The 22337-nt window shown below is 65.9% G+C and carries 21 protein-coding genes; 13 read left to right on the top strand and 8 right to left on the bottom strand.

The genetic code is table 11. The features are described from left to right. Positions 1-18: 18 nt before the first annotated feature. The 5 genes from HLH25_RS17695 (at position 19) to HLH25_RS17715 (ending at position 6220) form a co-directional block, all read left to right on the top strand. Positions 19-1224, top strand: a complete 1206-nt coding sequence (locus tag HLH25_RS17695) for a hypothetical protein (protein ID WP_182975331.1) — start codon at positions 19-21, stop codon at positions 1222-1224. Beyond that, a complete protein-coding gene (locus tag HLH25_RS17700; RefSeq protein ID WP_182975332.1) occupies positions 1221-1922 on the top strand; it encodes an ABC transporter ATP-binding protein in 702 nt (233 codons plus the stop codon). The genes HLH25_RS17695 and HLH25_RS17700 overlap by 4 nt, the downstream gene beginning before the upstream one ends. Positions 1923-1928: 6 nt before the next feature. Beyond that, positions 1929-2453, top strand: a complete 525-nt coding sequence (locus HLH25_RS17705; RefSeq protein ID WP_246402685.1) for an RNA polymerase sigma factor — start codon at positions 1929-1931, stop codon at positions 2451-2453. Further along, positions 2450-3385: a FecR family protein gene (locus HLH25_RS17710; RefSeq protein ID WP_182975333.1), complete on the top strand. Its 936-nt coding sequence runs from the start codon at positions 2450-2452 to the stop codon at positions 3383-3385. The genes HLH25_RS17705 and HLH25_RS17710 overlap by 4 nt, the downstream gene beginning before the upstream one ends. A gap of 129 nt (positions 3386-3514) precedes the next feature. Next, positions 3515-6220, top strand: coding sequence for a TonB-dependent receptor (locus HLH25_RS17715; protein WP_182975334.1), 2706 nt, complete (start codon positions 3515-3517; stop codon positions 6218-6220). On the opposite strand, the gene HLH25_RS17720 is transcribed toward HLH25_RS17715, so the two are convergent. From HLH25_RS17720 to HLH25_RS17745, 6 genes are all read right to left on the bottom strand, one after another. Further along, positions 6193-6528 carry a DUF3325 family protein gene (locus HLH25_RS17720; protein WP_182975335.1) on the bottom strand — a complete coding sequence of 112 codons (336 nt, stop codon included), beginning with the start codon at positions 6526-6528 and terminating at the stop codon, positions 6193-6195. The two genes, HLH25_RS17715 and HLH25_RS17720, sit on opposite strands and share 28 nt — an antisense overlap. Position 6529: 1 nt before the next feature. Further along, on the bottom strand, positions 6530-7987 hold the full coding sequence (locus HLH25_RS17725) for a PepSY-associated TM helix domain-containing protein (RefSeq protein ID WP_182975336.1): 1458 nt from the start codon (positions 7985-7987) through the stop codon (positions 6530-6532). Beyond that, on the bottom strand, positions 7984-8283 hold the full coding sequence (locus HLH25_RS17730) for a hypothetical protein (protein ID WP_182975337.1): 300 nt from the start codon (positions 8281-8283) through the stop codon (positions 7984-7986). Before HLH25_RS17730 ends, HLH25_RS17725 begins: the two co-directional genes overlap by 4 nt. Beyond that, positions 8267-10396: a TonB-dependent siderophore receptor gene (locus HLH25_RS17735; RefSeq protein ID WP_375288998.1), complete on the bottom strand. Its 2130-nt coding sequence runs from the start codon at positions 10394-10396 to the stop codon at positions 8267-8269. Before HLH25_RS17735 ends, HLH25_RS17730 begins: the two co-directional genes overlap by 17 nt. 257 nt (positions 10397-10653) lie before the next feature. After that, the gene (locus HLH25_RS17740; RefSeq protein WP_182975338.1) at positions 10654-11457 is read right to left on the bottom strand and encodes an NAD kinase; all 804 of its coding nucleotides are present in this window, start codon (positions 11455-11457) and stop codon (positions 10654-10656) included. 28 nt (positions 11458-11485) lie between these two features. Continuing rightward, the gene (locus HLH25_RS17745; protein ID WP_182975339.1) at positions 11486-12325 is read right to left on the bottom strand and encodes a carbon-nitrogen hydrolase family protein; all 840 of its coding nucleotides are present in this window, start codon (positions 12323-12325) and stop codon (positions 11486-11488) included. Positions 12326-12526: 201 nt separating this feature from the next. Here HLH25_RS17745 and HLH25_RS17750 point away from each other — a divergent pair, with 201 nt between their 5' ends. Together HLH25_RS17750 and HLH25_RS17755 are read left to right on the top strand one after the other, a co-directional pair. After that, positions 12527-13462, top strand: coding sequence for a cation diffusion facilitator family transporter (locus HLH25_RS17750; RefSeq protein ID WP_182975340.1), 936 nt, complete (start codon positions 12527-12529; stop codon positions 13460-13462). Positions 13463-13881: 419 nt separating this feature from the next. After that, positions 13882-14274 carry a hypothetical protein gene (locus HLH25_RS17755; protein ID WP_182975341.1) on the top strand — a complete coding sequence of 131 codons (393 nt, stop codon included), beginning with the start codon at positions 13882-13884 and terminating at the stop codon, positions 14272-14274. Between the two features lie 129 nt (positions 14275-14403). Here the strand turns inward: HLH25_RS17755 and serB are convergent, their stop codons facing one another. Continuing rightward, positions 14404-15300, bottom strand: coding sequence for a phosphoserine phosphatase SerB (serB, locus tag HLH25_RS17760; protein WP_182975357.1), 897 nt, complete (start codon positions 15298-15300; stop codon positions 14404-14406). Between the two features lie 30 nt (positions 15301-15330). Here serB and miaA point away from each other — a divergent pair, with 30 nt between their 5' ends. From miaA to ilvC, 4 genes are all read left to right on the top strand, one after another. Then, positions 15331-16329 (top strand): tRNA (adenosine(37)-N6)-dimethylallyltransferase MiaA, encoded by a 999-nt coding sequence (gene miaA, locus HLH25_RS17765; protein WP_182975342.1) that lies wholly within the window; start codon positions 15331-15333, stop codon positions 16327-16329. A 70-nt stretch (positions 16330-16399) separates the two neighbouring features. Beyond that, complete coding sequence (gene ilvB / locus HLH25_RS17770; protein WP_182975343.1) at positions 16400-18226, top strand: biosynthetic-type acetolactate synthase large subunit; 1827 nt, start codon at positions 16400-16402, stop codon at positions 18224-18226. Between the two features lie 105 nt (positions 18227-18331). Next, positions 18332-18841, top strand: coding sequence for an acetolactate synthase small subunit (gene ilvN, locus HLH25_RS17775; RefSeq protein WP_375272981.1), 510 nt, complete (start codon positions 18332-18334; stop codon positions 18839-18841). Between the two features lie 46 nt (positions 18842-18887). After that, the gene (gene ilvC, locus HLH25_RS17780) at positions 18888-19907 is read left to right on the top strand and encodes a ketol-acid reductoisomerase (RefSeq protein ID WP_182975345.1); all 1020 of its coding nucleotides are present in this window, start codon (positions 18888-18890) and stop codon (positions 19905-19907) included. Between the two features lie 179 nt (positions 19908-20086). Here ilvC and HLH25_RS17785 read toward each other — a convergent pair whose 3' ends face one another. Then, positions 20087-20902 carry an AraC family transcriptional regulator gene (locus tag HLH25_RS17785; RefSeq protein WP_182975346.1) on the bottom strand — a complete coding sequence of 272 codons (816 nt, stop codon included), beginning with the start codon at positions 20900-20902 and terminating at the stop codon, positions 20087-20089. 87 nt (positions 20903-20989) lie between these two features. Here HLH25_RS17785 and HLH25_RS17790 point away from each other — a divergent pair, with 87 nt between their 5' ends. Together HLH25_RS17790 and HLH25_RS17795 are read left to right on the top strand one after the other, a co-directional pair. Further along, positions 20990-21763 carry a class I SAM-dependent methyltransferase gene (locus tag HLH25_RS17790; RefSeq protein WP_182975347.1) on the top strand — a complete coding sequence of 258 codons (774 nt, stop codon included), beginning with the start codon at positions 20990-20992 and terminating at the stop codon, positions 21761-21763. Further along, positions 21763-22323: a GNAT family N-acetyltransferase gene (locus HLH25_RS17795; protein ID WP_182975348.1), complete on the top strand. Its 561-nt coding sequence runs from the start codon at positions 21763-21765 to the stop codon at positions 22321-22323. Before HLH25_RS17790 ends, HLH25_RS17795 begins: the two co-directional genes overlap by 1 nt. The last annotated feature ends 14 nt before the right edge of the window (positions 22324-22337 follow it).

A 22337-nucleotide genomic window follows, 5' to 3' on the forward strand; every position in this document is an offset into this window, starting at 1 on the left:
GGGATCGGGGAGAGCGGAATGTATGGTCGTCTGGCACGATTGCGTCTGCACTGGTACGCGCGGGTGGGACGCGACCTGCTGGCCCGGTACTGGCAATGGGCGCTGCTGGCCACGCTGCTGGTACCTGGGGCGCCGATCGTCGCACCGTTTCTCAGATTTGCCGAACTGCTGGGGCTGGCGGTCGCGCCCGGTCCGGGAATGGCGGGACATGCCTTGCTGGCGGTGGTGATCGACCTGGTGGCCGTGCTGTGGGTCCTGCCGCAGCGGCGGGCGCTGCTGGGCGGGGCGTTCATGGGGTATGTGGCCACCCTGCCGGTGCCACGCCATGTCCGGCTCGGGGTCGGTGCCACGATGCTGGTGGTGGCGAATGGTCCCCTGCTGCTGGCGGCCGGACTGGCCGCCGCGCGGATCGCCTCGCAGGCAGAGGGGATGTATCTGGCTGGCTGTTTTCTGGTGGTGCTGGGTCTTGCGGGAGTGGCTCAGTATGCCGCCCTCAGCCGGCGGCTGGTCGTGCTCGGTGGGGTTGGTATTGGTGACCTGCTTCTTGCTGCCGGGCTGGATGCCCCGTCGGCGGCGGGGCGCTGGGGCCTGGCTGGCGCGGCGCTGGCCTGTGCCGTGGCCGTGGCGGGCTTCGGCGAGCGCCTGGCGGTGGCTGGTGGACGGTGGCGCCGCCTGCGGGCCGGGCGGGCGGTGGTGCGCGATCGTGCCGGGATCGTGGCGCCGGCCGTGCGGGTGCAGTGGGGGATTCTGGCGGATCGGCCGGTCCTGTCCGTCTTGCGGATCGGGGCGGCGGTTGCGCTGGCCTTCGGCGTGGCGCGGCTGGTGGCGCTGTTCGACTTCGACAGCCGCGCCGTGCCGACCCTGATCGTGGCCGTGGCGGTGATCGGCCTGTTGCTGGCGGGCCTCTACCGCACCCTGTCCGAGGCGCATCGGGCGGCGGCGGGGTATCTGGCGAGCTTGCCTCTGCCCCCGCGTTACTGGCCGCTGCGCGATACCGGGTTCCTGATGCTGGTCAATCTGGTGCCGCTGGCGGTCCTGCTTCGGCCGCAGGGGCGGCAGGGCGGGAGCCTGCTGGCGGTTCTGGCCGGGCTGGCGGTGGCGGGGCAGGCGCTGCTGGTGCTGCTGCGCTGGCCGGTGCTGCATGGCGGGCGCCATCGGCTGGTCCTCAGCCTGCTGCTGGCCGCCGGCTGGTCGGGCGCCGCGATGGCGGCGGTGTCACGATGATGGGCGGGGGGCATCTGGCCTGCTCGGGGCTCCGGGCTGCCGTGCGCGGGCGGACGGTCTTCGACGGGATCGCGCTGGATCTCGGGCTGGGGGTGCATGCCCTGCGAGGGGAGAACGGGATCGGCAAATCGACGCTGCTGCGTCTGCTGGCCGGTGCGCAGCCCCTTGAGGCGGGGCGGGTCGTGATCGACGGGATCGACCTGACGCAGGCGCCGGAGGCGGCCAGGCGGCGGCTGGGATATGTGCCGGATGAAAGCCCGGTCTATCCGTTCATGACGGGGGAGGACCTGCTGCGCTTCGTTGCCGCCGCCCGGCGGGTGGCGGTCGGGGCCGGGCTGCGTGCCATGCTCGACGGGTTCGGTCTGGAGCGGCACCTGCGGACGCGCTTCGATGCCATGTCGCTGGGGACGCGCAGGAAGATGCTGCTGTGCGCCGCCTGGATCGGCAGCCCGCCCGTGCTGCTGCTGGACGAGCCGTCGAACGGGCTGGACCCGGAGGCGCGCGATTATCTGGCGGATCTGCTGTGTCGCGCGGGAGAGGAGAAGATGGTCCTGTTCTCGTCGCACGACGTGGAATTCATGGCGGCCTGCGGTGCGACGAGCATCGAGATGCGTTCTCTCTTTCGTCCGGGCGGCATGAGCGCCGACAGTGGCGGCGGTGTTTCATCAAAACTTCACATTGCGACGCCCGCCCCGTGATTACTTATGCCCGAATTTTCCAAGGTGAGAATCGCGGCGTCGATGGTGGAATACTGGTCCCTGTGTCAGGAAACATGGCAGAGCCTCTCCCGGCGGGTGCGGGCGGCCACGCGACGCGACGATGCGGATGATCATCTTCAGACCGCGCTGCTGAATTATATCGAACGGCCCGAAGGCAGCGTCCGGCATCCTGAGGCGTATATCGTGCGCAGCGCCGTCAACCTGTCGCATAACGCACGTCGGCGGGAGCAGGGGGCGCCGGTGGAGCCGATGGACTGGACCGCCCTGGACGGGCAGGCCGGCGATGTCACGCCCTTGCAGGACCAGATTGTCGCGGCGCGGGAGCGCATGGCCCGCTTCCAGGACGGGTGCGCGCAGTTACCCGAACGGATGCGGCAGGTTTTCGTGCTGAATCGCGTGGAAAAGATGCCATACGGGCGGATTGCTTCCGTGCTGGGCGTTTCCGAAAGCACGGTCGAGAAGGAAATGGCCAAGGCTTTGATTTTTCTGCAATCTTGGATGGAGCATTGAAAGACGGCTCTGAAGCCGGGCGCATTCGGGACGATGCTGCGCTCTGGATTGCCCGTCTCCATGCCGATGATTGCACCGATGACGATCGCGCGCGTTTCCTGCACTGGCTCCATGCCGATGCGGCCCATGCGCAGATGTTCGAATGTCTGACCGATCTGTGGGATATGGGCGCGGGCGTCAGCTTGCCCGTTCCGCCTGCGGTGGCAGCGCGGCGCCTGGCCATGCCGGCCCTGTCGCGGCGCCAGGCGATGGCGGTCGCGGTGTGTGGCGTGGCCGGACTGGTCGTGCCGCTGGCGCCCGCGGCGAACGCGCGGCGCATCCTGCGGACGCAGGTGGGCGAGACGCGCGGTTTCGCGATCGACGGGGGGGCGGTGTGCCGGCTGGATACCGACAGCCGTGTGACGCTGATTCCCGCACGGCGGCTGGGCCTGCTGGATGGCGGGCAGGTTTTCGTGGACTGGCGGGCTGCCTACCCGTTCGCCTTCCGCGCCGGGCCGCTGGTGCTGCGGTTCTTTTCCCGCGCCGAGGCCGATGTGCGCGAAGACGCGGTGTCGGCCGGCGTGACCGCCGTCAGCGGCAGGGTCATGGTGCAGGCGCCGCAGACCGGGCGGGCGACATGGCTGGGGCAGGGCGAGCGCCTGCGGGTTTTCGCGGGCGGACGGGTGGAGCACGATCGGCCGGATCTGGACGAGCTTCTGGCCTGGCGGCGGGGCAACCTGGTGTTTCGCAACGGGCGGCTTGCCGACATCGTGGCCGAGGTCAACCGATATACGACGCGCAAGATCGTCCTCTCGACGCCCCGTCTGGCCGGCATGCGGTTGAGCGGTATCTATAATTTCGGGAAGGAACAGGATTTTCTCGAAATTCTCTCGCGCCTGCTGCCGCTGGGCGTCGTTGCCGATCCGTCCTGCTACCGGCTGGTTCCGGTGTGAGCGGGGCGGGGTGATGTTTCGTTAAGATTTTATGAAGAGCCTTTCGCGGCGTTGAAAGTTTTCGGCATCGGGGTTGTCTGTGCTGCGGGGCCGCGCTGGTGGCCGGGTGACGAGGGGCAGACCGGAACAATGGCAGACGGCGTTATCCGCGCGCGCCTCTTTCTTCTTTTCGCCACGATGTCTGTCCTTCTGGCGGGCGGGCCTGATGCGGTGGCCGCACCGTCTGGCCTGCTGCATGTGGATATGGCGCGTCAGCCCCTGGGCCAGGCCCTGACGGAACTTGGCCGAGAGGCCGGGCAGAACGTCATGTTCGCGCCCGATGTGGTCGGCCGGCGTCAGGCACCCGCGCTGAAGGGGGAGTACACGCTACAGGACGCGGCACGCCGGCTGCTGGCGGGTAGCGGCCTGACCCTCCGTGCGACGCCCGCTGGTGGGCTGATGATCGAAAGGGGCGTGGCCGCGCGCGCGCCCTCGGGGCCGACGCGCCATGCCAGGGCGGTGCGGGAAGATATCGTGGCGACCGGGCAGCGGATGACGCGCGCGGTGATGCGTGTCGGCGGCGAACAGATCCAGGACCTGATGCCGGGACAGAACCCGATGCAGGCCCTGAGCATCCTGCCCGGCGTGATCTTCACCGATGTCGATCCGTGGGGGAATAACGAGCAGAATGCGAGCATGTACGTCCATGGGTTTTCCACGACCCAACTGGGCTACACGCTCGATGGTGTGCCTCTGGGGGCCGGGGCCTATGGCAATTACAATGGCCTGTCCTCGCAGCGCGCGGCGATCAGCGAGGATATCGCCAGCGTGTCGCTGTCGTCCGGCGCGGGTGCGCTCGGCACGGCGTCCACCAGCAATCTGGGCGGGACCATCGCCTTCAAGACATCCGCCCCCGCCCGGCGGGCCGGTGCGACCCTGACGCAGACATTCGGCAGTTTTGCCACCTTCCGCACCTTCGCGCGGGTGGATACCGGCCGCTTCGGCGAGGGCAATGCCGCCTATTTCGCCTTTGCGCGGCAGGTTGCGCAGCCCTGGAACCTGGGGTCAGCCAACCGGCAGGGCGGATACCAGGTCAACGGAAAATTCGTCCATGAGGGCGAGAAGACCAGGGTGACGGCCTATTTCGACTGGCAGGACAAGGTGGAGCCGAATACGCAGGGGCTCAGCATCAACACGAACGACTGGCTGGACAATCCGGCGAAATCCTACACGCGCGGCGCGTTCTATCCGGATCTGAGGGCCGCGATGGCGAACTATCCTGCCCGGTCGTCAACGGCCGCCAGCCCTTCGGCGCCGAACAATCAATATTACTTCTCGGCCGCGCAGCGTACGGATTATCTGGCTTATGTGAATATTTCACATAAATTTTCGGATCAGGTCAGTTGGGATCATACGCTTTACTATCATTACGACCGGGGTGCCGGTCTTGTCGCCACGTCTATCCGCAGTGCGGCCATCCTGACCATCCTGGGGGCGTATCTGGACCCGACGGCTTCACACTATATCCGGAACGGCCAGTTTACTTACGCGAATGGCGGCATCGATCCGGTGGTCTGGAACCGGACGGGCGGCACCGGCTTTGCCGTGCGCACGACCGAGTACAACGACAATCGCGGTGGCATTACCAGCACCGTCCACTACCGGGCGGGCCGGCATGATGTCGAGGCCGGCATCTGGTACGAACGCAATGACAATGCGCAGGGGCGGTTCTGGTATCCGCTCGGTGCGGCCGATACGCTCTCGCCTTATGACATGCCGAAACATCCGCTGATTACGCAGTTCGTCAACGTCTTCCATACCGATACGTTCGTCTACCACATGCAGGATACGTATCATGTCCTGCCGAATCTGCGGCTTATGGTCGGCATGAAACTGGAGCATGTGAATACGAACGGCACGCTGCCCGTTGCGTCGCTGCCGCAGGCGCAGTCTTCCGCGACCGCCGGGGCCGGGGGGCTGGATTCGGAGACGAATACCGTTGCCGGGGGTACGCTGTCCTCGTTCAAGCCGTTTCTGCCGGCGGTCGGCGCGGTGTGGGATTTTACCAGATATGAGGAAATGTTCTTCAATATCCAGAGGAACCTGAATTCCTACGCCGAAGACGGATATGGCGGGGCGTCGCCATGGGGCGTGAGTTCCCAGCAGGAGTTCGAGGCGTTCCGCAGGGAGGGGCATCCTGAAACGTCGTGGACCTATGAAGTGGGTCTGCGTACGGCGCGGCCGCTCGATGCCGGAATCCTGAAGGAAATTTCAGGGCAGATTGCGTATTATCATGTCGATTTCGCCGACCGGATCGGCAGGATTACCCCGCCCTATGCCGGGATCTCGGGTGTGGGCAGCACGGTTGCCAACCTGGGCGGTGTCACGACCGACGGGGTGGATATGGCGTTGACCGTGCGTCTTGGCGAGCATTTCTGGCTCTATGATGCGGTTTCGTATATCCGTAGTGTTTACAATGATAATTTTATAAGCGGTGCGACTCTTTATCGGATCGGGGGAGATAGGGTCGCGGGGATTCCCGAATGGTCGGACAAGTTCGTGCTGCGCTACAGATATGGCTGGTTCCAGGCCGAACTGAACGGCGAGTGGATGGATATCCGCTATGGTACCTATACCGACCAGCTTTATGCGCCTGCCCGGTTCACCATGGGGTTCAATACGAAATACACGTTTCACAATATCCCGCGCGTCAATGCGCTGACATTTCAGTTCAATATCTACAACCTGACCGATGCCCGCACCTGGTCGAGCCTCTCGCCGGGCGATGCGACCAGCTATACGGCCTATCCGACCACGCCACGGAGCTTCTACGGCACGGTGTCGGTCGCGTTCTGACGGGCGCGCGCCCGTCCGGGCGCATGGGGCCGGGCGGGGGCGCTGTCCCGCAGCGTGCAGGCCAGGGCGGCCGCGAGGAGTGCCCATCCGCAGGACAGGGTCCATGTGGTCAGGGCGAACAGCAGGTTGCCTTCATCGCGGATCAGCCCCCACAGGGCCGTGCCCAGCAGGGCGAAGCCGGTGAGCCGCGCCAGGCGGCGCGGGGCAGGGGGGACGGGGCGCCGCAGCAATGCGCGGCTGCCCCGTTCGTTGCCGGCCGCCAGCAGCAGCGCCCCGGCCAGTTCGCACAGGATCGAAACCATGGGCATGTCAGTTCGCCCGACTGGAGGGCGGGGGCCGGCGACTGAGGGCGTAGGCGAAGCCGGCCGCCAGCAGGATGGCGACGGCGGCCGTGCCCTGCTCCACGCCGGTCAGCCACGGGGCGCTGAAGGCGGCGACGCCCGCCAGCGCCGGGATGGCCAGGCCGGACAGGACCCGCCAGCTTCGCGCGGACGGGAGGGCGATGGCCAGCACCAGCATCAGGCCCCAGACGATGAACACGGCCTGGACCTCGTGCCCGGCACGGTCGGGCAGGGCGGCGGGCAGCAGGCGGTTGGCCAGGAAATAGCCCGCGAAGGCGATGGGCGTGCCGGCGATCATGCCTGCGTTCAGCCGCTCGACGGCTTCGGTGGACTTGCCCTGCCGGCGGCGGCGCAGGGTGCGCAGGCGCAGGCCGCTGGCGATGACGGCCGCCAGCAGCAGGCCGCAGATGAAATAGAGCCAGCGCGTGGGCAGCGGCGCGAACCGGGCGACATGCAGCCCGTAGAGCGCGGCGGAAGCCGAGATCAGCGGCCTGTGCTCGCGATAATCGGCCAGCAGGCGCCCGGTCGTGCCGTCGAAGCGCAGCACATGGGTGTTGAAGCCGACATGCGTACCGTTGCCGCCGATGGCGATGATGGTCGAGGCGGCGTCGGCGGGATTGTAGACATAGATCTGGGCGATTCCGTCGGGGCCGAAATGCCGGGCGGCGTCGCGCAGGATCGGTTCGACCGGAGCCAGCGTGCCGGGGGTGCCGGCGGCCGGTCGTGCCGACATCGCCGGGGAGAGATCGTCCCCGAACCGGGCCGGCGCGCCGGGATAGGCGGCGAGGATGCCCCAGGGCAGCAGCAGGGTGGCCAGGGTGACGGCGCCTGAAAACGCGATGATCAGGTGGAAGGGCAGGACGGTCACGCCCAGCAGGTTATGGGCGTCCAGCCAGCTTCTCTGCCCCTTGCGGGGGCGGAACGTGAAGAAATCGGTGAAGAAGCGCCGGTGGGCGACGATGCCGGTGACCAGGGCCAGCACCAGCGCCAGGGCGGCGATGGCGGCCAGCAGCCGGCCGAACGGGTAGGGAAGCTGGAGTTCGAAGTGAAAGCGGTAGAAGAACTCGCCGCCCAGCGTGTCGCGGATCGTATTGGGGGCGCCTGATGACGGGTCCAGCGCGCGCTGGACGAACTGTCCGTCGCTCTGCTGCCATACCGCCCAGGTGAAGGGGGCGCGCGGGCCGGCCGCCGTCAGATACCAGGCGGGCGAATGGGGGGCGTGGGTGTGCAGCCAGTCGATGGCGGCGACGCTGGCCTGTACCGGATCGGCGGTGCGCCCGGCAAGTTCGGGGTGCATCCAGACGGTGATTTCGGGACGGAAGACGCTGAGCGTGCCGGAGAGTACGATCGCCAGCAGAACCCAGCCGGTGAGGATGCCGGTCCAGTCGTGCAGCCACGTCATCGCGGTGCGGAAAGTGGGCTTCATGGCCGCCACCCGCCCAGCAGCGCCAGGGCGGCCAGCAACGCGGCAATGCCGGTGATGGCCGCGCAGACATGCAGCAGCGTGCGCAGCGCGAAGCCCGTCATGACCATGGCGGGCCAGAGCAGGAGCCCCGCCAGCATGCCGGCCGTCACGTTTTCGGCGCGCGACCAGGGCAGGCACCGGGAGAGGGCGATCCCTGCCAGGGCCGCGACGGCGTAGCCGCCGACGATGGCCACCGCCACGCGCAGGATCATGCCCATGCGCATGGCGGCCTGGCGGGCATTACCAGGTGTAGCCAATGGTGGCCTGGGCGTTGCGGCGTTCGCCGTAGTAACAGAATGCCTGCCCATAGGATGCATAGGCCATACAGTTGGCGACAAACTTCGTGTCGAAGAGGTTGCGGACACTGGCCGATGCCGTCCAGCCACGAAGCGAACGGGAAGCATTCGACAGGTCGTAGCGCAGGGATCCGTCGAAAACGGCGTATTGCGGCACCCAGACGCTGCCGTAATTGGCTTCTCCACCATAGGATTTTGCCGTGTAGCGCAGTCCGCCACCGAAACCGAGACCTTTCACCGGGCCGGAGGGCATCGTGTAGAAGGCGAACAGCGAGGCATTGCCCTTGCCCGACTGCATCAGCGGCTTGCCGGTCGAGTCGTCATGGACCTTCTGGACGCTGACGGCCGCGTCGATCATCAGGTTCTTGAACGCTTCGGCGTGGGCTTCGAACTCGAAGCCGTCGGAATGCACCAGGCCGCTCTGGACCGAATAGCCGGCGTTGGCGACGGAAACGAGGACGTTCGTCTGTTCGATATGGAAGCCGGCGGCGGTCAGCAGGAGCGAGGTGCCGGGAAGCTGGTATTTCAGGCCGCCTTCAAGCTGCTTGCCGACCGATGGACTGGCCTGGTGGAGCGTCCGCCCGCCATCGGCGGAGACCAGCCCCGATTGCGGCTGGAAGGATGTCGAATAGCTGATGTACGGCGCCAGGCCGAAATCGAAATGATACAGGCCGGAGGCACGCCAGGTGATCTGGCCGGGGCTCTGCCGCGTCGTGCCGCTGCCCGACTGCCTGTCCGTCTGCTTCGAACGGTACCAGTCGTGACGCAGGCTGCCGGTCAGGATCAGGCGGTCCCAGTGGATTTCGTCCTGACCGTAGGCGCCGGCCTGGTGGGAATCCGTCAGGTAGTTCACCCACGGGCCGGGGGTGGGAATGACCATGTGGTAGTCGGGGTGGAAGACGTCGAGGCTGGGGGCGGCGCCATATTGTCCGATTTCCGTGGCGCTCTGCTGCATGTAGTCGAAACCGAACATCATCGTATGGTGCAGGGGGCCGGTCCGGACGTGGCCCTTGAACTGGCTGTCGAAGGCCAGGTTGTGCGCGTGCTCCTTCGTGGCGATCGCGGAGCGGCTCAGGAGACCTACGGCTTCGTTGTCGTAATATCCCATGTCGTACACGCTGCGATATTCGGTCATGATATCGTCGTAGCGGCCACGGGACGTGAAGCTCCAGTCCGTGTTGAACTGGTGGTTGAAGATGTAGGTGATCGCGCCCTGGCGGCGGTTGAACTTCTCGTACGACGTGTCGCCGTCATAGAAATCGCGTGGCAGGTAGCCGAACGATGCGCGTCTGAGCGAGCCGACCAGCGGGACGCCGCCATAGGTGCCGTTCTCGGGGTCGTACTGATAATTGCCCAGGAGCGTCAGCGTCGTCGGCCCGTCGCCGCCGAAGGTGAAGGACGGGCTGATCGAGAAGCGCCGGCTGCCCGTTCTGGCAAGCTGGGTGTGCTGGCCGTTGACGGTGCCGTAGAGCCGGTAGCGGACGAGGCCGTCATCCGTCGCGTAGCCGCCGACATCGGCATCCACGCGATAAAGATCGAACATGCCGCCCGTCGCGGCCACGCCGCCATAGGAGCGCAGGTTGGTGGGCAGCTTGCTGGAGAGCGCGACCAGTCCGCCCGGACTGGACTGACCATACAAAGCCGATGCCGGGCCTTTGAGAATTTCAAGACGGTCGAGACGTGAGGTGTCGGTCTGCGCGACGGCGTAACCCGTCGGGCTGTCCTGTAGTTTCAGCCCGTCGAGGAAGGTCGGGACCATGAACCCGCGCAGCAGGAACTGATCGTAGCGCGTGCCCACGCCGCCGCGCAGGTCCGGGGTGATGCCCGCCGCGTACCGAACGGCCTGGTTGAGGTTCAGCACGCCACGCACGTCCATTTCGTTGCGGGTGACGACGGTGACGGATTGGGCGGTGTCGATCAGCGGAGTGTCGCTCTTGGTGGCCGAGGCGGCCACGGTCGCGGCGCGGCGTGCGCTGACGACGATCTGTTCGGCCTCTGTCGGGCTGGATTTCGTATCGGTCGTTTTCGCTCCAGTGGCGGGCGTGTTGCCGTCCGGCGCCTGTCTGGTCGGCACGGGCTGGCTGCTTTCCGCCGCCAGGGCCGGTGTGGTTGCCAGAAGTAAACCGACGGCAAGGGAAATAGGTCTGGAATGTCGCGTTTCGGCTGACACTTGCGCTCTCCGTTTCAGGAGGCGCACTATTATGCATATGATAATTAATCTCAACTACATTTTGTGAAGCAACACTTGTTTTCGTCTGATTTATAAGCGGTTTGCGACGTGGGCGTGCCTTGGTGCGCATTCCAAGGGGCGCGTTTGCCCCGGACTGTGGGTCAGACCGTGAACTGTTCCGCCAGAATCCGTTCGGACAGGCTCTGGCCCGCGTCGAACAGCAGCGTGACGTGCAGCGTGCGGTCTTCCTCGATTTCGACCCGCACCACGTCGCGGACTTCGGTGAAGTCGGCGACAGCCGCGACGGGGCGTTTCTCGCTTTCCAGGATCGTCAGCGTTACCCGTGCGGTGGAGGGCAGCAGCGCGCCGCGCCAGCGCCGGGGGCGGAAGGCGCTGATCGGCGTCAGGGGCAGGAGGTTGGCCGAGAGCGGGACGATCGGGCCGTGGGCGGACAGATTATACGCGGTGGACCCCGCGGGCGTGGAGACCAGCACGCCGTCGCAGATCAGTTCGGGCATGCGGACCCGGCCATCGACCGCGATTTCGATCTTCGCGGCCTGACGCGTCTGGCGGAACAGGAACACGTCATTCAGGGCCAGGGCTTTTGTCTCAACGCCGGCCCGGTCGATCGAGCACATGCGCAATGGGTGCAGCGTCGCGGCCTGTGTTTGGGCCAGATGCGCCGGCAGGTCGTCGGGCAGGGACGGGTTCATCAGGAACCCGACCGATCCGCAATTGATTCCGTAGACCGGGATCGGTTCGCCCAGCATGCTGTGCAGGGTTTCCAGCATGAAGCCGTCGCCGCCCAGGCAGATGACGGCATCGGCGTCGTGTGGTGCGTACTGGCCGTAGCGCGCGACCAGTTCGTCGTGCGTCCGGCGCGCCTGCTCGTTGGGTGCCGAGATGAAGCTCAGGCGACGCGGGGCGCCACTGTGGGGCCAGGCGGGGGGGTGAACTTCGGTCATCGCGCGGTCATGGCCGGGTGTGGCGCCGTCACGTATTCAGACGACGATGGGCGAGGACGGGCATGCCGGCGCGGACATGTTCGACCTTATCGAGGCTCAGGGCCGCCGTGGCCCAGCCGGTGCCGTTCGAGGCCTGGGCGACGATCGTGCCCCATGGGTCGATGATCATGGAGTGGCCGTAGGTGCGGCGGGCATGGCCGCCCGCGTCGATATGGGTGCCGGTGGTGCCGCAGGCCACGACCGAGCATTGGGTCTCGATTGCGCGGGCGCGCAGGAGCGTGGACCAATGGGCCTCGCCGGTTTCGGCGGTGAAGGCCGCGGGCAGCACGATCACGTTCGCACCGCGCCGGCGCAGGGCCAGGAACAGTTCGGCGAAGCGCAGGTCGTAGCAGATGGCCAGCCCGGCGGTGAACGCGCCGACCGGGACGGTCACGATCTCGCTGCCCGGCGCGTAGGTATCGCTCTCGCGGTAGCCTTCGCCGCCGGGGGTGGTGATGTCGAACAGGTGGATCTTGCTGTAGCGCGCGCGCTCCACCCCGTCGGGGCCGAAGACCAGGCTGGTGTTCAGCAGCCTGTCGCCGTGGCGCTGGCCGATCGAGCCGCCATGCAGCGTGATGCCGTGCGTGCGCGCGGTCTCGGACAGAAAGCGGTAGAGGGGGCCTGCGCCCGCCGTGGCGCCGGGGTTGGGCAGTTCCTCGGCATTGGCGAACTTCACCTCTGCCGTGCCGCCCAGGCAACTCCAGATTTCGGGCAGCACCACCAGGTCGGGCCGGTCGGCGGCGACGGCGGCCGCGATCAGGTCGCGTGCCTGGGCGATATTGTCCGGCAGCGAGGAGCCGGGGGCCATCTGGACGACAGTGGTGCGCACCTGACACTCCGTGCGAAGGCGGATGCGGCCGGGCGGCCGATCCATTGGTCCGATCCGCGAGGGGGATCGTCAGCGGCTCTTTATAAGATGCTGGCCGATCCGCCCGCAACTGCCGCCCGCTCGAGGGGGCTGGTTTTCGTTTCGGATCGCTTCGACGCGGGCGGAATCCGGTCTATAGGAGGCCGTTGTCCGGAGTGATCAATGGCCCCCTCGTCGTCCCGTTTCGTCATCTATGCGGCCCTGGGGGGGAACCTGCTGGTCGCGGTCGTCAAATTCGTTGCCGCTTTCATGACCGGCAGCGCCGCGATGCTGAGCGAGGCGATCCATTCGCTGATCGATACCGGCAACCAGATGCTGCTGCTGGTGGGGCTACGCCGCGCCGCGCGGCCGGCCACCGCCCTGCATCCGTTCGGCTACGGGCTGGAACTGTATTTCTGGACCTTCGTGGTGGCGCTGCTGATCTTCGGGCTCGGGGCCGGGGTCTCGGTGATCGAGGGGGTGAGCCGTATTCGCCATCCCCAGCCGGTGGATCATGTCGTCGTCAATTACGTGGTGCTGGCGCTGGCCATCCTGTTCGAGGGCTCGGTGTGGCTGACGGCGCTGCGGGCGTTCCGCCGCAACGGCAAGGGGCGGCGGGGTTGGCTGGAGGCGGTGCGCCACAGCAAGGACCCGACCGTGTTTACCGTGCTGTTCGAGGATACGGCGGCGCTGTGTGGCCTTGGGGTGGCGCTGCTGGGCAATATCCTGGCGGAAACGCTGGATCTGCCGATGCTCGATGGTGTGGCCTCGATCCTGATCGGCGTGATCCTGACCGTGACCGCCGCCTTCCTGGCGCGGGAGACCCAGTCCCTGCTGACCGGCGAGGGCATGGCGGTGGAATCGCAGGCCAGGGTTCGGGGGCTAGCCCTGCGTGAACCCGGCGTGCTGGGGCTGAACGAAATGCGCTCGATGCATTTCGGCCCGTCGGACGTGCTGGTGGCGCTGAGCCTGGATTTCGATAACGGGTTGAGCGCCGGGCAGGTGGAGCAGACGGTTTCGCGGATCGAGGAACAGATCCGTGCCGCCGTGCCGGAAGTGACGCATGTGTTCATCGAGGCGCAGGATGCCTCGGCGCGGCTGGCGAAGGGGCGGCAGTAGGGATGGCTGAAGCCAGATGATACGGGAGATATGGAAGCGAATAGGAAGGTGCGTTTGGGGCAACCGAATTGAGACGGCAGAGTTCACTTGACGGAAAACTGTGCCATGTCCAACTTGATGTGGATAGCAACCATTGGTGACGGAGGAAGCAATGCTAAAATCAGTTTCGGCGCGCTCAATCCTGAATGCATTCAATGAATTGCTTGATCTGGGTGCCCCTGCGAGAGATTACCCTGTCTCAACAGCCGAAGATATCACATCATCGGCGTGGAAGGCGACGGGGGAATCAATGCGCCATTCGATGAATCAGATTGATGCCGAAATCGGACGCGTCTCCCATCCCCTCGTCAATCACTAATCCGGCTCATATACCGCAGACGCCGATCTATGGCCCCCTTCCTTCTGGGGCGGGCGCGATCATGATGGCTGCGCAAAAGACCGTCACCGGACCGATTCCCGCATCTGAAGAAATGTCTGGGTATAAGGAGGTCAGAGAAGACCTCCCGGACAGAATTATGTCGATGGCGGAGAAAAATTCTGAAGCTGAAAGAAAGATGCGCTTGAGAGCGCAAGTGTTTCAGTTTTGCGATGCGCTGGTGCAGCGTATATTTGCACTTTCAGCGTTCTCTATTGCTATGTATTGTACATATCTTCTTGCAATATCCGGACATGATAATGCTGCTATTGCAGTTGGAAGTTCAACTGCAATAACGGTTGTTGGAAGTTTCCTTTATCGAGAGATAAAGGTAAAGGCGACCAGGGAGGGCAAGAGCACAGGACTCTCCAATCCCCACCATGGCGACCAAGCATAAGTGCCGCTGCACTATGCGGATATCCGCCACAGTAGGATGGCGAGTGCGAAGCGTCTATTCGATGAGCTGATAGTGCCCCGGAAGGATTAAGAGTCTTTTTGCTTCTTTTTCTTCAGAAAAAGAAGGCCCTTACTCGCCACTCACAAAAGATGCCGCCGGATAGCCCTGCGCGAACAGCAGCGCCCGCAGGCCGGCATGGTCCACGCGGTTGCCGATCGCCGCGCGGACGATCGGCTTGGCGTGGAAGGCGATGCCCACCCCGGCCTCTTTAAGCATCGCCAGGTCGTTCGCGCCGTCGCCCACGGCCATGGTGGCGGCGGGTTTCAGGCGCCCCTCTTCGGCCAGGCGGCGCAGGTGGGCCAGTTTGGCGTCGGGGCCGAGGATCGGCTCGTCGACCGTGCCGGTCAGGATGCCCTTCTGGATGTCCAGCACGTTCGCGTGGTGTTCGGCAAAGCCGCACTGTGCCGCGACGCGGCCGGTGAAGAAGGTGAAGCCGCCGGAGACCAGCGCGGTGCGGGCGTTATGGGCGCGCATCGTCGCCACCAGTTCGCGCGCGCCCTCGTTCAGCTTCACGTCCTTCCATGCCTTTTCCAGCAGGGTGGCGGGCAGGCCGGCCAGCAGGGCGACGCGCTCGCGCAGGGCGGCGGCGAAGTCGATCTCGCCGTTCATCGAGCGGCGGGTGATCTCGGCGACGCGCTCGCCGATGCCGGCATGGGCGGCGAGGTCGTCCAGCGTTTCGTTGGCGACGATGGTGCTGTCCATGTCCGCGACGAGAAGCCCTTTGCGTCGTCCGCGCGAACGGGTCAGAAGGACGTCGATCTGGCGCGGGCCGAAAACGGCGCGCATCGTATCCAGCGTCGGCATGCCCGCATGGGGCGCCGGACTGGGGATGTCCACGGCCTCGCCGGGCGAGAGGATGACGGGGACGCCGCCCTTCACCATGTCCCGCGCGGCGCGGGCATCGGCGTCGGTCAGGGTCGTGGCGTCGCGGCGGGCGACGAGCGTGATTGTATAGGACAGCGACATGACGAACAGGCGTGTGACAGGGAAGGCGGCATGACGCAAGCGGTGGATCTGTCCGGGCGGCCGGTGGTGGTGATCGCGGGGCCGACCTGCTCGGGCAAATCGGCGCTGGCGCTGGCGGTGGCGCGGGCGATGGACGGCGTGGTCATCAATGCGGATTCGATGCAGGTCTATCGCGACCTGCGGGTTCTGACCGCCCGGCCGTCGCCGGAGGAGGAGGCGGCCGTGCCGCACCGGCTCTACGGCGTGCTGCCCGCCCACGAGACCGGCAGCGTCGCGTGGTGGCGCGCCAGCGCGATGGCCGCGATCGAGGCGGCGTGGGAGGACGGGCGGCTGCCGGTGCTGTGCGGCGGCACCGGCATGTATATGCGCGCGCTGACCGACGGGCTGACCGACATCCCCGATGCCGGGGCCGAAGCGCGGGCCGAGGCGCGGCGGCTGGTGGAGGAAGAGGGGCCGGCGGCGCTGCATGCCCGGCTGGCGGCGGGCGATCCGGAAAGCGCGGCCGCCCTGCGCCCCTCCGACAGCCAGCGCGTGGCCCGCGCGTGGGAGGTGTGGACGGGCACCGGGCATGGCATGGCCCATTGGCGCCGCACCGCGACGCTGCCGCCGCTGGCCTGCCGCCGGGTGGCGGTGCGGCTGGAGCCGCCGCGCGATATCCTGCGGGCCGCCATTGCGCGGCGTTTCGAGGCGATGCTGGAGGCCGGGGCGCTGGAGGAAGTGCGGGCATTGCTGGCGCAGGATCTGTCCCCGGCCCTGCCGGCGATGCGGGCGCATGGCGTGCCTGAACTGGCCGCCCATCTGCGCGGGGAGCTGTCGCTGGAGGAGGCCATGGGCCGCGCGGTGCTGGCGACCGGGCGTTATACGCGGCGGCAGACGACGTGGTTCGCGCATCATAGCCTCGCCGAGGTGGCGGATACGAGGGTGATCGACACGCGGATCGGCAATGATGCGCAACAAATGGAAAGAAATTACGCTAGCGTCATTTCTTTTATTCTAAACCGGATTGACGCGGGCCGTCAGTTTCCCTAAACCCAGCCGACATTCCGTCCGGAGGGGCCTTTGGTCCCGCGTCAAACACGCCGGATGGAGGAGCAGGGACATGAACGCGACACCCAACCTGAACGACCTGAAGCCGAACACGCATGCCCATGGAGCGGATGTCGTCCTCTCCGGTGCCGAGGTTCTGCTTCGCGTTCTCGTCGATCAGGGGGTCGATGTCATTTTCGGCTATCCGGGCGGCGCGGTGCTGCCCATTTACGACGCGCTGTTCAGGCAGAACGCGGTGCGCCACATTCTGGTGCGGCACGAGCAGGCGGCGGTGCATGCGGCCGAGGCCTATGCGCGCTCGACCGGCAAGGTCGGCGTGGTGCTGGTGACCAGCGGCCCCGGTGCGACCAATGCCGTGACCGGGCTGGTGGATGCGCTGATGGATTCCATTCCGGTGGTGTGCTTCACCGGGCAGGTGGGCGTGCCGCTGATCGGCACCGATGCGTTCCAGGAGGCCGACACCACGGGCATCACCCGTCAGGCCACCAAGCATAATTATCTGGTGAAGAACCCGGCCGACCTGGCCCGCGTGGCGCACGAGGCCTTTCACATCGCCCGCAGCGGCCGCCCCGGCCCGGTGGTGGTGGACCTGCCGAAGAACATCTCGGTGGGGCCGGCGCCCTATGCCCCGGCATCGCGCGCGCCGCATCCGTCCTACCGCCCGCAGAGCGAGCCGGAGCGCGAGGCGGTGGTGCGTGCGGTGGCGGCGATGAAGCGTGCGCGCCGGCCGCTGTTCTATACCGGCGGCGGCGTCATCAATGCCGGCCCGCAGGCCAGCGAGGCGCTGGGCCGGCTGGTGCGCAGGACGGGCTTCCCCTGCACCTCGACCCTGATGGGGCTGGGTTGTTATCCGACGACCGACCGGCAGTTCCTGGGCATGCTGGGCATGCATGGGACGTACGAGGCCAATCTGGCTACCCATGGCTGCGACGTGCTGGTCGCGCTGGGGGCGCGGTTCGACGACCGGGTGACCGGGCGGCTGGATGCGTTCTCGCCGGGATCGTTCAAGATCCATGCCGATATCGAGCCCTCGCAGATCAACAAGATCGTGCAGGTCGATGTGCCGATCGTCGGTGACGCCGGCCGGGTGATCGAGATGATGCTGGAGGAATGGGACCGGCAGGACGGCGCCTCCGACCCGGCGGCGCTGGCCCAGTGGTGGCAGCAGATCGAGGCATGGCGCGGTATCCGCAGCCTGCATTTCGACCAGGACATGACGCCGTCGGCGATCATCCGGCCGCAGCATGCCGTGCGCCGGCTGTATGAACTGGCGATGGAGACCGGGCGCGACACGTTCGTTTCGACCGAAGTGGGCCAGCATCAGATGTGGGCCGCGCAGCATTTCCAGTTCGACCGGCCGAACCGCTGGCTGACCTCGGGCGGGCTGGGCACCATGGGGTACGGGCTGCCGGCGGCGGTGGGCGCGCAGATCGCGCATCCCGATGCGCTGGTGATCGACATCGCGGGCGAAGCCTCGACCCTGATGAACATCCAGGAACTGGGCACCATCGCGCAGTATCGCCTGCCGGTGAAGATTTTCATCCTGAACAACCAGTATATGGGCATGGTCCGCCAGTGGCAGGAATTGCTGCATGGCTCGCGCTATTCCGAAAGCTACAGCGCGGCGCTGCCGGATTTCATCCGTCTGGCCGAGAGCTTCCATGCCAAGGGTATGCGCGCGACCTGCGTGGGCGAGCTGGACGACGTGATCCGCGCCATGCTGGCCGAGCCCGGCGCGGTGGTGGCCGATATCTGCGTGGCGCAGGACGAGAACTGCTACCCCATGATCCCGTCCGGCGCGGCCCATAACCAGATGCTTCTGGGCCCGGAGCAGGAAGGCGAGGTCAAGGTCAGCGCCGAGGGCCGCATGCTGGTCTGATCCGACGCTTCCTCGCCTCCGGCCCGCGCGGCCGCTTCCTTTTATATATACCGGCAGCGGGGTTTGCCCCGTGCCGGGTTCTGTTCGGGAATTCTCATCATGACCATGCAGGACGAGACGATTGTCTCCGCGGTCATCTCCATTCTGGTGGAAAACGAAAGCGGCGTGCTGGCGCGCGTGATCGGGCTGTTTGCCGGGCGCGGCTACAATATCGAAAGCCTGACCGTGGCGCCGGTCGAGCAGTCGCGCCACCAGTCGCGCATCAATATCGTGACATCGGGCACGCCGCAGGTGATCGAGCAGATCAAGGCCCAGGTGGGCCGGCTGGTGCCGGTCTATCGCGTGGCCGACCTGACGCAGGTGGGGCCGCATGTCGCGCGTGAAATGGCGCTGGTGAAGGTCGTCTCCAGCGGCGAGCCCCGCACCGAGGCCCTGCGCATCGCCGAGGCCTTCCGCGCCCGCGCGGTGGATACCACCGCCACATCCTTCGTCTTCGAGCTGACCGGTGCGACCGAGAAGCTCGATTCGTTCATCGACCTGATGCGTCCGCTCGGCCTGGCCGAAGTCTCCCGCACGGGCGTGGCCGCGATTATCCGGGGTCCCCGGACGATCTGACCGCGGGTCATGCATCCTTTCTTTCGTCTCAACAGGAGGTCTTATCATGCGCGTGTATTATGATCGCGACGCCGACGTGAACCTGATCAAGTCCAAGAAGGTCGCGATCATCGGCTATGGCAGCCAGGGCCACGCCCATGCCAACAATCTGAAGGACAGCGGCGTCACCGAGATGGTGATCGGCCTGCGTCCGGGCTCGTCCGCCGTGGCCAAGGCCGAGGCCGCCGGCTTCAAGGTCATGGACCCCTCCGCCGCCGCCGCCTGGGCCGACGTGGTGATGGTGCTGACGCCGGACGAGGGCCAGGGTGCGCTGTACAAGGAGCATCTGGAAGCCAACCTGAAGCAGGGCGCGGCGCTGGCGTTCGCGCATGGTCTGTCGATCCATTTCCGCATCATCGAGGCGCGTCCGGACCTCGACGTGTTCCTGATTGCGCCCAAGGGCCCCGGCCATACGGTGCGTTCGGAATATCAGCGTGGCGGCGGCGTGCCCTCGCTGGTCGCGGTGGCGCAGAATGCGTCGGGCAACGCGCTGGAAATCGCGCTGTCCTATGCCTCGGCCAATGGTGGCGGCCGTGCGGGCATCATCGAGACGACCTTCAAGGAAGAGGTCGAGACAGACCTGTTCGGCGAGCAGGCCGTGCTGTGCGGTGGCCTGGTCGAGCTGATTCGCGCCGGGTTCGAGACGCTGGTGGAAGCCGGCTACGCCCCCGAGATGGCGTATTTCGAGTGCCTGCACGAGACCAAGCTGATCGTCGACCTGATCTATGAAGGCGGCATCGCGAACATGAACTACTCGATCTCGAACACGGCGGAATACGGCGAATACGTCACCGGCCCGCGCATCGTGACTTCCGAGACCAAGGCCGAGATGAAGCGCGTCCTGACCGACATCCAGGACGGCACGTTCGTGCGCAACTTCATCCTGGAAAACCAGTCGGGCAATGTCGGCTTCAAGGCCATCCGCGCCCGCAACAACGCCCACCAGATCGAGCAGGTCGGCGAGAAGCTGCGCGCGATGATGCCGTGGATCGGCAAGAACGCGCTGGTCGACAAGACTCGCAACTGATCATGATACAGGCCGGGCGGGCGATTGTGCCCGCCCGGCCGTGTGTCTTCTTTTTCTGAAGAAAAAGAAGCAAAAAGACTTCTGTCTGTTTGGGGCCATCGCGTGCCCCAGCACAAGACTCCTGAACGAATCAAAGTTTTTTGGTTCTTTTTTTCAAAAAAGAACGGAAACTCTGGCATCTACCGGGACTGAGCCGCCAGATGCCGTTTCCGGAACTGTGCAGGTCCTTCCCCGGCGGTCTGGGCAAAAGCTTTCGCGAAGGCGCTGAGCGAAGCGTAGCCGACATCGGCCGCGACGTCGGTGACGCGCCGGCCCTGGATCAACAGCCCCATCGCCATCTGAATCCGCGCCTGTCCCAGCCATGCCTGCCATGTCAGGCCGGTTTCGCGCATGAACAGGCGGCGGAAACTGCGTTCGGACACGGCGGCATGGTCGATGGCGCCCGTCTGGGTCGCGCCGGCAAGATCGGCCAGTGCGTAATCCATGGCGCGACGGAGGGAGGGATGGGTGGTGCTGGGCAGAAACAGCTTCAGTTCCTGCTCCAGCCATTCGCCGCATAGCCGGGCGAGCACGCGCAGGAAGCTGTCGGCGAGGGGATCGGTTTCACTGGCGCCGCGTTCCCAGCGCGTCGCGTACAGGATCATTTCGCGCATCAGCGGGTTCGCGACCAGGATGCGCACATGGGACGATGTGTCGGTGACGGAATCCGGTGAGAAATACAGCGAGGCGCCGTGATCGTCGCTGACCAGGGAGCGGTGGCGCGTGCCGGCGGGTATCCATGCCGCGCGTCCCTGCGGAAGAATATGGCGGCCCTGTTCGGTTTCGATCTGCGCCGGGCCGGCCGCCGCGTAGATCAACTGATGGTACGGGTGCGCGTGCCAGTCATAGAGGACATTGCGGGCGGCGTAGCGAAAGGCGAACCCGATGCCGGTGGGCCGGTCGAGGCCATGGCTGCGGAGAATGGCGTGGGTTTCTTCGTCGTCGAGGATGCGCATGGCCGGCATTCGTTCATTTATGACCGAAGAGCGTTAGCCGGTCAGGCAGTCTCCTGGCTATCTCCTTGGGAGACCGATGAGGATGAGATGACCGATATCACGCATAACCAGCGTATCGTCAGCCAGTTTACCCGGTGGGCGAAGCCGTTTGCCGAACTGCCGATCCATGCCGAGGCCGATGCCATGGCGCGCACCCTTGCCGCGTGTGCTCTGGAGCCGGACCTCTCGGTTCTCGATGTCGCCTGTGGTCCCGGTATTCTGGCATGCGCGATGGCGGGGCAGGTGGGCCATGTTACCGGCATCGATATCACGCCTGCCATGATCGCACAGGCGCAGGCGCGGCAAACCGCGTACGGGCTGGCGAATGTGGCGTGGCGGATCGGCGATGCGACCGCGTTGCCGTTTCCCGATGACTGTTTCGACCGGGTGACGACGCGCTACAGTTTCCATCATATGCCGGACCCGGCTGAAGTGCTGGCCGAGATGGTGCGCGTATGCCGTCCGGGTGGACGGATCATCGTCATCGATGCGACACCGTCATCCGAGACGCAGCGTGCCTATGACGAGATGGAGCGGCTGCGGGACCCGTCTCATACCAGTGCCCTGACGCTGGATGAATTGCGACGGATCGGGCGTGCGGCGGGGCTGGAGGAAGTGACGGTCGATGGATACCGTCTGGAAGCGCAACTCGATACGCTGGCCGATTCCGGGGATATGCCGGCTCTGGCGGCCTTGTTCGAGGCGGATATCGCGGGCGGGCGGGATCGCCTCGGTGTGGGGGCGTGGCATGGTTCGACGGGAATCCGGTTTTATTTTCCGGTGTCGATCGTCGCGTGGGACTGCGTGAAAGGAACCGGCTGATGCAGGCTGTCAGCACGCGATGGGCGAGCGAGGCCGATCTTCCTGCCCTGGAAAGTCTGATTGCGCTGGCGATCGGGACCTTGCAGGCGGCGTTTCTCTCGCCCGAACAGGTCGCGGCCAGCCATGCGATCATGGGGCTGGATACCCAGCTTGTCGCGGACGGCACTTATCTGGTGGCTGAACGGGACGGCGAAATCGTGGGATGCGGCGGCTGGAGCCGGCGCGCGACGCTGTATGGCGGCGATCACAGCACCAGCCTGCGTGACCCCAGGCTTCTCGACCCTGCGCGTGACCCCGCGAAGATCCGGGCGATGTATACCCACCCGCGTTATGCACGGCAGGGTATCGGCCGGGTGATTCTCGCCGGATGCGAACAGGCCGCCCGCGCGGAGGGGTTTTCCGCGGTGGAACTGATGGCGACGTTGAGCGGTCAGCCGCTCTACGCCGCCAGCGGGTATGCGCCCGTCGAGACGGTCGAAGCGAATGTGAACGGCATTATGGTGCCGCTGGTGCGGATGCGCAGGCTGTTCGACTTTCGTGCGACGGGAGAGTGGGCATAAGGTCGGGCAGGTTC

It is taken from the genome of Gluconacetobacter dulcium (assembly GCF_014174165.1).
In the GTDB taxonomy this organism is placed as follows: domain Bacteria; phylum Pseudomonadota; class Alphaproteobacteria; order Acetobacterales; family Acetobacteraceae; genus Gluconacetobacter; species Gluconacetobacter dulcium.